Raw genomic sequence first — 13877 nt, 5'->3', positions numbered from 1 at the left:
GATCCTGCGCCCCGCAGCACTGGCAGGAGCCGCTTCGCTCCCTCGCGGAGACGCACGCCTGGTTCGATTCCAGGGTCGCCCACCAACTCTCTTCCTCAAGCAACCGACCGCAGCGCCCGCGCTCAGGAACACACTGTGCAAGCGCTGGACGGCTCGCTAAAACGCCCGCGAAGCTGACGAGGGCGGCGGGCGATGGCGACGAGCGATACTTTCGACATCCTGATCATCGGCCAAGCCGGCCGCTTGCAATACGAGGCGGCGCTGTTCGCCGCGTCGCTGCGACGGTCCGATCCAGGTTTCGCCGGTCAGCTCTACGTGGCCGAGCCGCAGCCGAACGACCTGTGGCCGCGCGATCCGCGCATGTCGGACGCGGTGCGCGACCTGCTGGTGGACGAACTGGGCGGGACCCTCCTGCCCTTCGAATCCCGGCATTTCGGCGCCGGTTACCCCTATGGAAACAAGATCGAAGCATTGCTGTCGCTGCCGCCCGACCGGCCCTTCGTCTTCTTCGACAGCGATACGCTGGTGACCGGCCCGCTCTCGGAGGTGCCATTCGATTTCGACCGGCCCTGCGCGTCGCTGCGCCGCGAGGGCACGTGGCCGCAGATCGAGCTCTACGGGCCGGGCTACGCCGAGATATGGAGATCGCTCTACGACAAGTTCGGGCTGGACTTCGACAGCTCGATCGACCCGTCGCAGCCGGACGAGTACTGGGAGCGCTATCTCTATTTCAACGCCGGTTGGTTCTTCCACCGCTCGGGCCCCGAGTTCGGGCAACGGTTTCTCGACTACGCGCTCGCCATCCGGGACGACGCGCCCGAGACGTTGGCACTGCAGTCGCTGGACCCGTGGCTCGACCAGGTCGCGCTGCCGCTTGTGATCCACAGCTTCGGTGGCGGGCGACAGACGATCCCGGCGGGGCTGCTGGATGGCGCGACGACCTGCCACTACCGCCTGCTGCCGCTGCTTTACGCGCGTGAGGGGGACCACGTGGTCGAGACGCTCGAGGCGACGGTCGCGCCCAACAAGCTGAAGAAGATCCTGAAGGAATACGAGCCGATCAAGCGCATGGTGCTTCAGGGCCGCGGCCGGAAGGCCCGCGCGCTGTTCGACCAGGACGACCTGCCCCGCAAGGAGCAGAAGATCCGCAACAGGTTGAAAAGCAATGGCTTCTGGATGCGCTAGGCCTGCCGCCCGGCGCAGCCCTGCGGCGTCCTTGCGCCAAGGTCCGGATGTCGCGGAGGATGCGCCAGGGCCGACGGGGAGGTCGAGGATGCGCAAGGCCGGGATCCTGGCGATCTTCGGGGCCTTGATGCCCCTTAGCGCCGCTGGCGATGTCGCCTCGGCATCGGCGCGCGCCCAGCAGAGGGATTTCGACGCGTCGATGGTGGTGCGCTGCGCCCAGAACCCGGGCGAGACACTGGTGCCGTGCGAGGCATCGGTCGCGCGGGTGCCCCCCACGGCCGCGGTCGTCGTCCGCTTCCCGAGCGGGTTCGCGCGAACGCTCACCTTCAGCGCGGGCGACTTCCTGCGCGGCAACGCGACCATGTCGGGGGTGGGCCGGGACACGGACTGGCGCCTGGAGGGCGGCACCTATCACGTCCGGGTGGATGACCAGCGCTTCGAGATTCCCGAGGCGCTGGTCACCGGAGACTAGGCCGCGCGCACGGAACGCGCGGCCCTGTCGCGGATCAGCTGCCGCCGGGGGTCAGCTTGTAGATCGTGCCTTCGTCGATGGCGGTATAAAGACTGCCCTCGGGCCCGAGAACGACCGAGCGGAAACGGCCCGGCTCCATCGGCAGGGTCATCTCGGTCACGTCCAGCACCTCGGTGCCGTCCTCGGTGAACTCGATCAGGTCGATGCGCTGCCCGATGGGCGTGCCACCGAAGCCGATGCCCATGATGCCCACGACCATCGCGTTTTCCCAGTCGCCCCACTGCTCACCCTCGAGGAAGGCGGCGGACGAGGTTCCCTGCGACCAGCCGTTGTTCTCCCACACGGGCGGCATGGCGTCGGGATAGGTCTCGAAGTCGGTCATCGGCATGAAGGCGGCGCGCTCGTAACGGTTCATGCCCTCGTTCTGGTTGGGCATGTAGCCGCAATAGCCGTCCGGGCAGTCGCCGCGACCGGCCATGTTGTCACGCGGGTCCCAACCGGCGTTGCCGCCGTTCTCCAGCACCGTGATCTCGTCCGAGTGCCAGGGCCCGTGCTCGGCGGTGATCGCCGCGCCGGTTTCCGGGTGGAAGGCAAGACCCTGCACGTTGCGGTGGCCATAGGTATAGGTCCGCTGGTCGAAGCCCTCGGGCGGGTTGTTGTCGGGATGGGCGTTGCCATCCGTATCCATCCGCAGAACCTTCGAGCCCATCATCGTCGGGCTTTGCGGGATCTCTTCGTTGTGGTTGTCGCCGGTGGTCAGCCACAGGGCCCCGTCGGGACCGAAGCGCACGCGCCCGCCGTTGTGGGCACCGGGCCCACCGAACGGGTGATCGGACGCTTCCATCTTGTAGGGCACGTCATCGACGATGTCGGTCCGGTCCGACACCTCGGTGAAGTCCTCGTTGAGGGTGAAGCGCATCAGCCGGTTGGTGTGGGGATCCGACATGTTGGACGTCGAGTAGACGTAGATGCGGCGGTTGTCGGCGAAGTCCGGGTCGAAGGCGACACCCATCATGCCCGCCTGCCCTTCGCAGAACAGGTCCGAGCCGTTGGCGGGATAGCCTTCGGTCTCACCCACGCCGTAAAGCGCGTTCACGGTGCCGTCGGGCATGCGCACCGACAGTCCCTTGCATTTCTCGGTGAACAGCATCGTGCCGTCATCGAGGAACGCCATGTCCCAAGGGTTCTCCAGGCCCTCAAGAACGGCTTCGGATTGCAGGCTGGTGGTGTTCATGCCGCTTTGGGCCGCTGCCATCGACGAAAGCGATGTCGCGGCCAGCAGCGATGCGACCAGCGGCAGTGCCGAACGAGACGTTGAGCGTAGCATAGTATCCTCCCTATCATAACGTGCGCTGCCGCACGTAAGGCATTCATTTCCTTACGATTCAACCAGCGCACAACGTTACGGTAGGGCGGCACATGGGGGTGGTCAACGGCCATCCGGCGCCGCGTCGCGGCAGGCGGCGCGCCGCCTGCCGCAATCGCTGCCGGCTCAGTCGAAGGCGGTCGCGATATAGACCGACAGGTTGGCGATATCCTCGTCCGACAGATCCTTGGCGTTCTGGATCATCAGGATCGAGTTCGGGCCGATCCGCTCGCCGTCGCGATACCGGGCCAGCATGTCGGCCAGGTATTGCGGCTCCTTGTCGGACAGTTTCGGATAGCTGGCCGCGCCCTGTGCCTTGTTGCCGTGGCAGGCCCGGCACGAGCGTTGGAAGATCTTCCCGGCCGCGTCCATGTCCACGTCCTCGGCGGTCAGCTCGGCCACCTGCGGCGCGTCGACCTCGGTTTCGGACTCGTGGTTCTCGGCCCAGGCGGCGCCTCCCGAAAGAACCATCGCGGCGATCAGCGCGTAACGTGTAATCATTTGAACCTTCTCCCTGCTCTGTCGGCCGGGATATTTCTAGAGGGTCCGCGAGGCGCGTCCAGCGCATTCTCGCCATCCGCGTCCGGGGCCACCCGGGGCAAAGCTGTCAGACGGCGAAAACCTGCTCCATCCGGGCGAACCCTTTCAGCTCGATCGGGTTGCCCGACGGGTCGCGGAAGAACATCGTCCACTGCTCGCCCGGCTCGCCCTCGAACCGGACACTGGGGGCCAGCACCCAGTCGACACCGGCCCGTTCGAGCCGCCCGCGCACGACCTGCCAATCCTCCAGCGGCAGCACGAGGCCCAGATGCGGCATGGGCACCATGTGGTCACCGACCTTGCCGGTGTCCGCGGTGGCGAAGGGTTCGCCCAGGTGCAGGCTCAGCTGGTGGCCGAAGAAGTCGAAATCCACCCAGGTTTCGGTCGACCGGCCCTCGGTGCATTGCAGGACATCGCCGTAGAAGGCGCGCGCCTCGTCCAGGTCGGTGACGTGGTAGGCCAGGTGAAACGGGTGCGGCATGGGGCGGTCCTTGTTGTGCGGGAACTGGCCATGGCCTACACCATCGGCCAACAAGGGCAAAGCTCAGGGAGATTTCCATGTCCGACCAGACCTACGGCTTCGACACGCTTCAGATCCACGCCGGCGCGGCGCCCGATCCGGCCACCGGCGCACGCAACACGCCGATCTACCAGACCACGGCCTACGTGTTCCGCGACGCCGACCACGCCGCTGCCCTGTTCAACCTGCAGGAAGTGGGCTTCATCTACTCGCGGCTGACGAACCCTACCGTCGCCGTCCTGCAGGAGCGCGTCGCCACGCTGGAAGGCGGCGCCGGCGCGGTCTGCTGCTCGTCGGGGCACGCGGCGCAGATCATGGCGCTGTTCCCGCTGATGGCACCCGGCAAGAACGTGGTGGTCAGCACGCGGCTTTACGGCGGCACGGTCACGCAGATGACCCAGACCATCAAGCGCTTCGGCTGGTCGGCCAAGTTCGTGGACATGGACGACCTCGCCGCCGTCGAGGCCGCGGTCGATGACGACACCCGCGCGATCTTCTGCGAATCCATCGCCAACCCGGGCGGCTACATCACCGACCTGCGCGCCGTGGCGGACGTGGCCGACAAGGTGGGCCTGCCGCTGATCGTCGACAACACCTCGGCCACGCCGTACCTGTGCCGCCCGATCGAGCACGGCGCCACGCTGGTCGTCCATTCGCTGACCAAGTACCTGACCGGCAACGGTTCGGTCACCGGCGGCGTGGTGGTTGACAGCGGCACCTTCGACTGGTCCGCCAGCGGCAAGTTCCCGTCCCTGAGCGAACCCGAGCCCGCCTATCACGGCCTGAAGTTCCACGAGACCTTCGGCCCGCTGGCCTTCACCTTCCACGGCATCGCCATCGGTCTGCGCGACCTGGGCATGACGCTGAATCCACAGGCGGCCCACTACACGCTGATGGGGATCGAGACGCTGTCCCTGCGGATGGAAAAACACGTCCAGAACGCGCGCAAGGTGGCCCAGTGGCTCGAACAGGATCCGCGGGTCGACTACGTGACCTACGCGGGGCTGGAATCCTCGAAGTATTTCCATCGGGTCGAAAAGGTCTGCCCGCGCGGGGCCGGGTCACTGTTCACCTTCGCGGTGAAGGGCGGCTACGAGTCGTGCATCAAGCTGATCGATTCCCTGGAAATCTTCAGCCACGTGGCGAACCTGGGCGACACCCGCTCGCTCATCATCCACTCGGCCTCGACCACCCACCGGCAGCTGGACGAGAACCAGCAGCGCGCGGCGGGCGCGGACCCCGAGGTGGTGCGCGTCAGCATCGGGATCGAGGATCCCGACGACCTGATCGCCGACCTGGACCAGGCGCTGGCCAAGGCCACGGCATAAGGCGCTCGCCCGTTCAGCCCGGCTGCGCCACGTCGCGCGGGCTGAGCGGGCGTTCGGTCACCGTGTCCGAGCGCATGATCGGAAGGGCCAGCAGCGGCAACGCCCCCGTGGCGAGGAACATCGCCGTGGTCCCTGCCGCGTCCGACAGCCAGCCCGCCAGCGCGGGGCCCACCACGCTGCCCACGGCCGATACCACCAGGATCGCGGTGAAGCTGAGCGACGGGAGCGACGGAAACAGCCGTTCCGACCAGAAGGCGAGCACGGCGCTGGTGGTCAGCACGAACGCCCCCTGAAGACCGGCCGAGACCGACAGGCTCAGCCAGCCGGCCGGCCCCAGCACGACCAGCGCGCAGGAGACGGCCGACGAGACGAGCAGCACCCTGACGAGCCAGATCAGCCCCAGCCGGTTGCGCAGGCGGTCCGCCACCAGGCCCAGCAGCCCGACGACACCGTAGATCATGAAGACCAGCGCCGGGATCGTCGCCTGCGGCACGCCCGCAAGCTCGCCCCGCCCGCGAAACGTGTCGGCCGCGAAGGACAGGTAGATCGCCGAGACGGTCCCGAAGACCAGCGACAGCACCACCACGGGGATCGTGCCCCGACGCAGAAGGTCGCGCGCGTCGTCCTGCCGGGTCACGCGGTCCGCCGGCTCGATGGGGTGCAGCGAGATGCCGTTCACCACCAGCGTCACGATCGAGCAGCCCACGAAGACCAGCCAGCAGGTCCGCCAGTCCAGGTCGCTCAGCACCATGGCGAAGGCCAGTGCCCCGGCCAGGAAGATCCCTACGCCAGTACCGCTGCTGATGCGCGACAGGGCGGCGGCGCGCGCGACCTCGCCCACCTTCTGGTTGACCGCGTGATTGAACGGGGTCCAGGCGAACCCCGCGCTGGCGGCGGCCAGGGCCACGCCCGCGGCCAGCACCCAGACGCTGGTGGCCGCGGCGACGATGCCCATGCCCAGCGTCGCGGCCAGAAGCCCCGCCAGCACGGGCCATTCGGGGCCGCGCCGATCCAGCAGCATCTGCGCCACGATCAGCGAGACCAGGAAGGATCCGAAGGCCAGGCTCGAGATCAGGCCGACCGTGCTGGACGACAGGTCGAACGCCGCGCGGAACTCCGGCACGTAAAGTCCGAAGCCCATCCGCGCGGGGCCGAAGCTGATCGCCGTGGCCATGAAGCCCGAGGCCGAGAGCGATTGGAAAAAGGTGATGCCATGCCTCCAGATCCCCCGACCGGCTTTCGGTCAGGTCCCGCGTGTTCTTCTTGCGGAAAACGATCCGGAGGGCGGGCCAGGTTCCCGCGCGGCGCTGTCGCAGGGGCCCCGTTTTACGGGCGGATGGCGAAGCGCAATTCGACCTGTGCCGTGACCTCGAGCGATCCCGGCGCTGTGGGGATGGACCGGTCCATGCTGGCCATCTCCATCATCACCGGACCGGGCGGCCGGCTGCCGCCCTGTTCGACCACGGCCAGGGGCGCGCCGATGGTCAGGCCCGCCGCTTCCGCCAGGACCGCCACCTTGCGCAGCCCGTCCTCGACCGCGGCGGCCAAGGCCGCGTCGCGCACCGGCGCGGGATCCGACAGCCCGTAATTCAGACCGTCCAACCGGTTGGTCCCGGCCCCCACCGCGCCGTCCAGCACCGCGCTCAGGTCGTCGAGCGCGCGGACCGACACGGTCACGGTCGACGACGCGGTATAGCCGGTGATACGCGGCCCCTCTTCCAGGGGCTGGTCGCGATTTGCGTAGACGGGTCGCATCGACAGGGTGCTGGTCTGGATGTCGGCGGCCTCGACGCCGTCCTCGGCCAACTGTTCGAGCAGGTCGCTCATCGGCGCCGCCATGGCATCGACCGCCTCCGACGGGCTGACCGCCTCGGCCTCGACCCCCAGCCGGATGGTCGCCACGTCGGGTGCGGCGGACACGCGGCCCTCGCCGGTGACGTGCAGATAGGGCGGCTGGGCGTCCTGCGCCGCCGCTGGCGAGGCCAGACCCAGCGTCAGGACAAGGCCCATGACGGGCGCGGCAAGGTACGATAAGGTCTGCATGGCGGTCTCCTCCGATGGTGTCCAGACTCGCCCGAACCACCGGGCGATGCTCAAACGCAGGCCGGGCAATGTGGTTGCCTCGGCGAAAAGCTGCTATAGAACAGTCGCAGGGATCAACGGGTCTCGGCAATCCCGCTTCGCGTGGTAAACGATTGACATGAGAACGACATTTTACCTCGACCTCGATCATACGGGGATCCGTCTCCGGCGTGGGTCCGGCAAGGGCCAGTCGATTCTCGGAGAGGTCGCGCTCGAAGATCCGCATTTCGAGACCCGGGTCGAGGATCTGCGCCGCGAGGCGATGGCCAACGCTGACGGCCCCCTGCTGACAGACATCACGATTCCGCAATCCGAGGTGCTGTTCACCACGGTCGACCTGCCCGAAGACGCCAAGGACGACGCCGCGCGCAAGGCCGCGATCGAGGCCGAGCTCGACGGCATGACGCCCTACGCGATGGACGACCTGGTCTATGACTGGAAGCCCAAGGGCAAATCCGAGGCCGCCGTCGCCGCCGTCGCGCGCGAAACGCTGGACCAGGCGGAAGATTTCGCCGTCGCCAACGGCTTCAATCCCCAACGTTTCACCGCCGAGCCGCGCAAGGGGCTGTTCAGCAACGGTCCCGATTTCGGCCAGACGACCTTCGCCGCAAGCGGCAGCGCGCCTGTGGCGCCCCCGCCCGAGGCGCCGGTCACGCGGATCGCCGACCTGTCCTTCGACGAGATCGACCATCCCGCCGACATGACGCCCCTGGCGGTTCCCGCCACGCCCGAAAGCACGCCCGAGCCCGAGGCGGCGCCGGTGCAGCCCATCGAGGAAGCGGCCGAGACGCAGCAGGCCCCGGCCCCATCGGACCCGGTGAAGGCCGAAACCGCCGAGCCCACGCCGGAGGAAGGCACGAAGCCTGCGGCGGATGACGCGGCATCCACCAATACGGATCAGGCAAAGCCGGCAAAAGCGGATGACGTATCGGCAAAGACCGATAGCCCTGCCGATCCGCCGAAGGCGTCCAGCAAGCCCAAGGCCGACACCAAGCCCGACGCAAGCCCGGTCGCGCCGGCCCCGGCCGCGCAGCAGAGCGACGAGACGCCACCCCGGACCGAGACGAGCGACGTCGCCCTGGCCGCGCAGAAACCCACGGCCTCCGACGACACGGCCGCCCCCAAGACGCCGTCGGCCCCGTCCTTCTCGACCAGCCGGCCCGCGGCGGCCACCGGCGCGGTCGGCGCCGCCGCCGGCGGCTCGGCACTGGGCAGTATCGCGTCGCGCATCGCCATGCTGCCCGATGGCGGCGCGGGCCCGGGCGCCAACGGCGCCGCGTCGCCCCGCCCCGCCCGCGCGGCGGCGCCGCCGCCGCCACCACGCGCGAACGGGGCCGCGACGCCCAACCGCCGGTCCAGCCCGACGCCCACCGTGCGGAAGGTGGCCCCGCCCGCCTCCGGCGCCTCGGCCGCGAGCCTTGCGCCGGGCACCGCGTCACCGGCGATCCATCCGTCGACCCCCATGGATGGCGGCGTCGAGCGGTCCGAGGCCGAGCGGATGACCGTCTTTGGCGAGCGCAACGCCGGCGGCTCGGGATTGTCGCTGGTGCCGCTCCTGGTGGGCATCGCCGTGGCGCTGGCTCTCGCCATCGGCATCTGGGCCGCGTACCTGCTGCTGTCGCCGTCCCGCAACGCCCTGCTGCAACCCGATGGCGGCGCCGAGGCGGTGGTCGGCGACGGCATCGGCGCCATTGCACCGTCGGACGTGGCGCCGTCGGAAGACCTGGCACCCGAGGTCGCGGTGCCCGTCGACCCCGTGCCCGCCGACACCGCGCCGCAGACCGCGACGCTGGACGAAGCGGCGGCCCCCGAGGCCCCGACCGAAGATGCCGCGCCCAGCCTTCCCAGCCTCGCGGATGCCGACCAGGCGGACGGCCAGGAAACGGCCCTGCGCCTGCCCGACGCCACGTCGGCACCGGATACTGCGCCCGACCCGTTGCAGGCCGCCCAGTCCGACGCCGCGGCGACAGACGGCGATGAGGCCAGCCAGGAAACGACCGCCGCCGACACGACACCCGCCCCCGAGGATCCTCTGCAGCGCCCCGCCGACGCGGACGAGACGTCGCGCTATGCCGCGACGGGGGTCGAGGCCGCGCCCCCCGCCAGCCCCGACGCCCCCGGCGCCGACCGGATCGAGGACCTGTTCCTCTCCCGTGGCGACACGCCCCTGCGCGCGCAGGACCGTGTCGCGGCGCTGTCCCAGCCGCAGGAGGCGGGCCCCGAGGCGCCCGACGGCCTCATGCCGCCGCCCGCCCCCGGTGCCCGCTTCGATCTGGACGAGAACGGGCTCGTCGTGGCAACGCCCGAAGGGGCGGTCAGCCCGCAGGGCGTGCTCGTGACCGCGGGCGCACCGCCGGCCGTGCCCCCCGAGGCGCCGGATCGCCCGGCCACAGCGCCCGAGCCGCCCAGCGAGGACGACCTGGTCATCCCGGTCAACGCGGGCGAACCTGCCCTGCGCCCCCGGACACGGCCGGGCGACGCGGGCCCGCGCGACGATGCCGCGCTGGACGTTGCCGACGACCCGCTGCCCGCCGAAGACGCCGACGCCGAAACGCTTGTGACCCGTCTTGCGGCGCTGAGCCCGATGCCGCGTCCCGCCCGCCCCGGCGACGCCACGGACGCGGCCGAGGACGCCGACGAAGCGGACGAGGCCCCCCTCACCCCGCAGCCCGCGGTTCTGGTCAACAGCAGTCCCGACATCACCCCCGAGGCCCGGCCCGCCAGCCTGACCGCCGCCCTGACCCAGGCCGACACCGAGGCCGGCACGGCCACCGGCAGCGCCGCCGCCAGCGCCGCGGCGGCCGCGCTGGCCGGTCTGGCCACGGCGCTCGAGGAGCCGATCAGCCCCTACGCGGTGGCCGCGTCCCAACGTCCCGCCAACCGGCCGAGCGGCCTTGCCGCCCGCGTGGCCCAGGCCCGCGAAGAACCGGTGCGCGTGGCCCAGGCCAGCGCCGTGGTGCGGCCCAGCGCGCCCACGCGGGGCAGCGTCGCCAGCCGCGCCACCGTCGCCAACGCGATCAACCTGCGCCGCGTGAACCTGGTGGGTGTCTACGGCACCCAGTCCAACCGGCGCGCGCTGGTGCGCCTGCCCTCGGGCCGCTTCGTGAAGGTCAAGGTCGGCGACCGGGTGGATGGCGGCCGGGTCCGCGCCATCGGCGACAGCCAGTTGAGCTATGTGAAGGGCGGCCGCCAGATCGTCCTGGATATGCCCCGCGGCTAGGACGCTTGCGGCCCCGCGTCGCGAGCGCCCCCCGTTCGGGGCCGTCATGTGAATTCGGCCGGGACAGCGGGACCGGCCACGAAGGGATCGAAGACGCGCCATGGAGTCGTTTCTTTACCAAGCCACGATCTATCTCGCCGCGTCCGTGATCGCCGTCCCCCTGGCAGCACGCCTGGGCTTCGGATCCGTGCTGGGATACCTTGCGGCCGGCATTGCCGTCGGGCCGATTCTGGGGCTCGTCGGCTCCGAGACCCAGGACATCCAGCATTTCGCCGAATTCGGCGTCGTCATGATGCTGTTCATCATCGGGCTCGAGCTTGAACCCCGCGCGCTCTGGAACATGCGTCACAAGCTTCTGGGCCTTGGCGGCAGCCAGGTCGTCCTGACCATGGGTCTCATCACCGGCGGCATGGTCCTGCTGGGTCTGCCGTTGAATTCGTCGCTGGCCATCGGGATGATCTTCGCACTGTCCTCGACCGCCATCGTTCTGCAAACCCTGAACGAGAAGCGCCTGATGCAGACGGCCGGCGGACGCTCGTCCTTCTCGGTGTTGCTGACGCAGGATATCGCGGTGATCCCGATGCTGGCCGTGCTGCCGCTCCTGGCCATGCGCGGCGGTGGCGCGTCGGTCCCCGGCGGATCGGGCAGCGGCGGCCCGGCGGCCGAGACCACGGCGGCGCAGAACACCGAGGCCGCCCTGTCGCTGATCGAGTCGCTTCCGGGCTGGGGCATCACCCTTCTGACCGTCGCGGCGATCGGCGTCATCATCGCGGGCGGCGTCTTCGGCATGCGGCCGGTCTTCCGCTTCATCCACCGCGCGAACCTGCGCGAGCTCTATACCGCGCTGGCGCTGCTGATCGTCATCTCGATCGCCTTCATGATGACGCTCGTGGGGTTGTCGCCCGCGCTTGGCACGTTCCTGGCTGGCGTTGTGCTGGCCAACTCGGAGTTCCGGCACGAGCTGGAATCGGACATCGAGCCTTTCAAGGGCCTGCTGCTGGGCCTGTTCTTCATCACCGTGGGCGCCGGCATCTCGTTCGAGACGTTCTTCGCGGCGCCATTCGTGATCCTCGGCCTCACCCTGGGGATGATGCTGCTGAAGGGCATCGTGCTGTTCGCGCTGGCCCTGATCTTCCGGCTGAAACCGCGCGACCGGTGGCTGTTCACGCTGGGGCTGGCCGGCGCGGGGGAATTCGGTTTCGTGCTGGTGTCGTTCTCGCTCCAGACGGGCGTGCTGGGCGATGCGTTGGGCCAGCGGATCCTGCTGGTGGTTGCGCTGTCGATGCTGCTCACGCCGCTGTTCTTCATCGCGTGGGAGTACCTGTCGCAGCGCATGGCCGACGAGGATGACGGCCAGGAACTGCCGGCGGACGAGATCGACGAGAAGAAACCGATCATCATCGCGGGCATCGGCCGCTTCGGCCAGGTGGTGAACCGGATGCTGCAGCTCGCCGGGTTCGAGACCACGGTGCTGGACAACGACCTGGACACGATCCAGCTCATGCGGAAATTCGGCTTCAAGGGCTTCTTCGGCGACCCGACGCGGCCCGAGCTGCTGCACGCCGCCGGGATCGAGACAGCGAAGGTCCTGGTCGTGACCATGGACGACCCCAAGCGCGTGACCGAGCTGGTGGAATACGCCCGCAAGCAGCGGCCCGACATCCACATCGTCGCGCGCGCCTACGACCGCAACCATGTCTACCAGCTTTACCAGGCGGGCGCCGACGACATCGTGCGCGAGGTCTTCGACAGCTCGCTGCGCGCCGGCCGCTACGTGCTGGAGAATATCGGTCTGTCGGAATTCGAGGCCAACGAGCTGCAGAAGGCGTTCTTCAAGATCGACCGCTCGGCCCTGCGTGACCTGGCCGAGCTGTGGAAGCCCGGCGTGCCGATCTCGCGCAACGAGGCCTACATGGAGCGGGCCCGGGCGCTGAACAAGGACCTCGAGTCGGCCCTGTCGGCGAAATACGACGAGATGCGCCGGGACGACCCGCCGTCGGACGATGATGAGGACGAGGACGAGCAGGACGAAACCGGCGCCGTCGTCTCGACCCACCACACCGAAGAGCCGCAGGCCGGCCGCGCCAGCTAGCCGTCGCTGACACCTGCCTCGGCGAAGCTCGCCATGCCGGAATGGCAGGCGAGCGCGCCCTGCAACACCCCGATGGCCAGGGCCGCGCCCGACCCCTCGCCCAGCCGCAGACCCAGCGACAGGATCGGCGCCTTGCCCAGCCGGTCGAGCAGCGCCGCGTGGGCGCCCTCGGCCGACCGGTGACCGGCCACGGCGTGATCCAGCGCGCCCGGCGCCGCGACCGCCAGCGGCGCGGCGGCGGCGCAGCAGATGAAGCCGTCGAGGATCACCGGGATGCGCAGGTGCCGCGCGCGCAGGATCGCCGCCGCCATGGCGGCCAGCTCGCGCCCGCCCAGGGCCTGAAGCAGCGCGACCGGATCGCCCGCCCGGTCGGCATGGCGCGCAAGCCCGGCATCGACGGTGGCGATCTTGGCCTCGAGCGCCGCGCCCGCGACCCCGGTGCCGACACCCGTCCAATCCGCGCCCGTCCCGCCGAACAGGGCCGCCGACAGCGCGGCGGCGGCGGTGGTGTTGCCGATGCCCATCTCGCCCACCACCAGCAGGTCGCATTGCGGATCCAGCGCCGACCAGCCGGTCGCCAGCGCGGCGACGAAATCATCGTCCTCCATGGCGGGCGCTTGGGTGAAATCGGCGGTGGGCCTGTCCAGGTCCAGCGCGTGCACCGCCATGCCCGCACCGACCGTGGCGGCCATCTGGTTGATGGCCGCCCCGCCCGCGCGGAAGTTCTCGACCATCTGCGCCGTGACCTCGGGCGGGAAGGCCGAGACGCCGCGCTGCGCCACGCCGTGGTTGGCGGCGAAGATCAGGATCTGCGGCGACACCATCCTGGGCCGCGGATCGGCGCGCCAGCCCGCGTACCAGATGGTCAGGTCCTCCAGCCGCCCCAGCGCGCCGGCGGGCTTGGTAAGGGTGGCATTGCGCGCCGCGGCCCCGTCCAGCGCGGTGGCATCGGGCTGCGGCAGGCCGGCGAGGGCCGCGCGGAAATCGTCGATCGAGGTGATGGCGTCCATGGGTCTGGCTCCGGTCCGGGGTTGCCGGGCCTGTTTACGCCTTGCGGGCGGCGGCGAAACCC

11 protein-coding genes are annotated in these 13877 nt (G+C 69.7%); 5 read left to right on the top strand and 6 right to left on the bottom strand.

Annotation, left to right across the window (positions count from 1 at the left end; all coding sequences use genetic code 11):
* Nucleotides 1–192 precede the first annotated feature (192 nt).
* Both BUB76_RS13110 and BUB76_RS13105 read left to right on the top strand, forming a co-directional pair.
* Nucleotides 193–1185 (top strand): GT-B fold glycosyltransferase domain-containing protein, encoded by a 993-nt coding sequence (locus BUB76_RS13110; RefSeq protein ID WP_073129242.1) that lies wholly within the window; start codon nucleotides 193–195, stop codon nucleotides 1183–1185.
* Nucleotides 1186–1273: 88 nt separating this feature from the next.
* Entirely contained in the window at nucleotides 1274–1657 is a 384-nt protein-coding gene (locus tag BUB76_RS13105; protein ID WP_073129241.1) for a hypothetical protein, read from the top strand.
* Nucleotides 1658–1691: 34 nt separating this feature from the next.
* Here the strand turns inward: BUB76_RS13105 and BUB76_RS13100 are convergent, their stop codons facing one another.
* From BUB76_RS13100 to BUB76_RS13090, 3 genes are all read right to left on the bottom strand, one after another.
* The gene (locus BUB76_RS13100; protein ID WP_073129240.1) at nucleotides 1692–2984 is read right to left on the bottom strand and encodes a PQQ-dependent sugar dehydrogenase; all 1293 of its coding nucleotides are present in this window, start codon (nucleotides 2982–2984) and stop codon (nucleotides 1692–1694) included.
* A 165-nt stretch (nucleotides 2985–3149) separates the two neighbouring features.
* Nucleotides 3150–3524 carry a c-type cytochrome gene (locus BUB76_RS13095; RefSeq protein ID WP_084140657.1) on the bottom strand — a complete coding sequence of 125 codons (375 nt, stop codon included), beginning with the start codon at nucleotides 3522–3524 and terminating at the stop codon, nucleotides 3150–3152.
* A 106-nt stretch (nucleotides 3525–3630) separates the two neighbouring features.
* A complete protein-coding gene (locus tag BUB76_RS13090; RefSeq protein WP_073129239.1) occupies nucleotides 3631–4044 on the bottom strand; it encodes a VOC family protein in 414 nt (137 codons plus the stop codon).
* A gap of 77 nt (nucleotides 4045–4121) precedes the next feature.
* Here BUB76_RS13090 and BUB76_RS13085 point away from each other — a divergent pair, with 77 nt between their 5' ends.
* A complete protein-coding gene (locus BUB76_RS13085) occupies nucleotides 4122–5411 on the top strand; it encodes an O-acetylhomoserine aminocarboxypropyltransferase/cysteine synthase family protein (RefSeq protein WP_073129238.1) in 1290 nt (429 codons plus the stop codon).
* 13 nt (nucleotides 5412–5424) lie between these two features.
* Here the strand turns inward: BUB76_RS13085 and BUB76_RS13080 are convergent, their stop codons facing one another.
* Nucleotides 5425–6585, bottom strand: a complete 1161-nt coding sequence (locus BUB76_RS13080) for an MFS transporter (RefSeq protein ID WP_084140656.1) — start codon at nucleotides 6583–6585, stop codon at nucleotides 5425–5427.
* 152 nt (nucleotides 6586–6737) lie between these two features.
* A complete protein-coding gene (locus tag BUB76_RS13075) occupies nucleotides 6738–7454 on the bottom strand; it encodes an SIMPL domain-containing protein (protein WP_073129236.1) in 717 nt (238 codons plus the stop codon).
* Between the two features lie 157 nt (nucleotides 7455–7611).
* On the opposite strand from BUB76_RS13075, the gene BUB76_RS13070 reads away from it, so the two are divergent.
* Both BUB76_RS13070 and BUB76_RS13065 read left to right on the top strand, forming a co-directional pair.
* Nucleotides 7612–10713: a hypothetical protein gene (locus BUB76_RS13070; protein WP_073129235.1), complete on the top strand. Its 3102-nt coding sequence runs from the start codon at nucleotides 7612–7614 to the stop codon at nucleotides 10711–10713.
* 100 nt (nucleotides 10714–10813) lie between these two features.
* On the top strand, nucleotides 10814–12805 hold the full coding sequence (locus BUB76_RS13065; RefSeq protein WP_073129234.1) for a cation:proton antiporter domain-containing protein: 1992 nt from the start codon (nucleotides 10814–10816) through the stop codon (nucleotides 12803–12805).
* Here the strand turns inward: BUB76_RS13065 and cobT are convergent.
* Nucleotides 12802–13815 (bottom strand): nicotinate-nucleotide--dimethylbenzimidazole phosphoribosyltransferase, encoded by a 1014-nt coding sequence (cobT, locus tag BUB76_RS13060; RefSeq protein WP_073129233.1) that lies wholly within the window; start codon nucleotides 13813–13815, stop codon nucleotides 12802–12804. The genes BUB76_RS13065 and cobT overlap by 4 nt on opposite strands.
* Nucleotides 13816–13877: the final 62 nt, after the last annotated feature.

The sequence above is a fragment of the Palleronia salina genome (assembly GCF_900141995.1).
Taxonomy (GTDB): domain Bacteria; phylum Pseudomonadota; class Alphaproteobacteria; order Rhodobacterales; family Rhodobacteraceae; genus Palleronia; species Palleronia salina.
The sequence above is the reverse complement of the archived record's forward strand: the minus strand, read 5'-3'. Positions and strand labels throughout refer to the sequence as shown.

Bases quoted from the DNA above. Each gene is read 5' to 3' on its own strand.
- BUB76_RS13110 (WP_073129242.1), top strand. From the start codon at position 193: ATGGCGACGAGCGATACTTTCGACATCCTGATCATCGGCCAAGCCGGC.
- BUB76_RS13105 (WP_073129241.1), top strand. From the start codon at position 1,274: ATGCGCAAGGCCGGGATCCTGGCGATCTTCGGGGCCTTGATGCCCCTT.
- BUB76_RS13100 (WP_073129240.1), bottom strand. From the start codon at position 2,984: ATGCTACGCTCAACGTCTCGTTCGGCACTGCCGCTGGTCGCATCGCTG.
- BUB76_RS13095 (WP_084140657.1), bottom strand. From the start codon at position 3,524: ATGATTACACGTTACGCGCTGATCGCCGCGATGGTTCTTTCGGGAGGC.
- BUB76_RS13090 (WP_073129239.1), bottom strand. From the start codon at position 4,044: ATGCCGCACCCGTTTCACCTGGCCTACCACGTCACCGACCTGGACGAG.
- BUB76_RS13085 (WP_073129238.1), top strand. From the start codon at position 4,122: ATGTCCGACCAGACCTACGGCTTCGACACGCTTCAGATCCACGCCGGC.
- BUB76_RS13080 (WP_084140656.1), bottom strand. From the start codon at position 6,585: ATGGCCACGGCGATCAGCTTCGGCCCCGCGCGGATGGGCTTCGGACTT.
- BUB76_RS13075 (WP_073129236.1), bottom strand. From the start codon at position 7,454: ATGCAGACCTTATCGTACCTTGCCGCGCCCGTCATGGGCCTTGTCCTG.
- BUB76_RS13070 (WP_073129235.1), top strand. From the start codon at position 7,612: ATGAGAACGACATTTTACCTCGACCTCGATCATACGGGGATCCGTCTC.
- BUB76_RS13065 (WP_073129234.1), top strand. From the start codon at position 10,814: ATGGAGTCGTTTCTTTACCAAGCCACGATCTATCTCGCCGCGTCCGTG.
- cobT (WP_073129233.1), bottom strand. From the start codon at position 13,815: ATGGACGCCATCACCTCGATCGACGATTTCCGCGCGGCCCTCGCCGGC.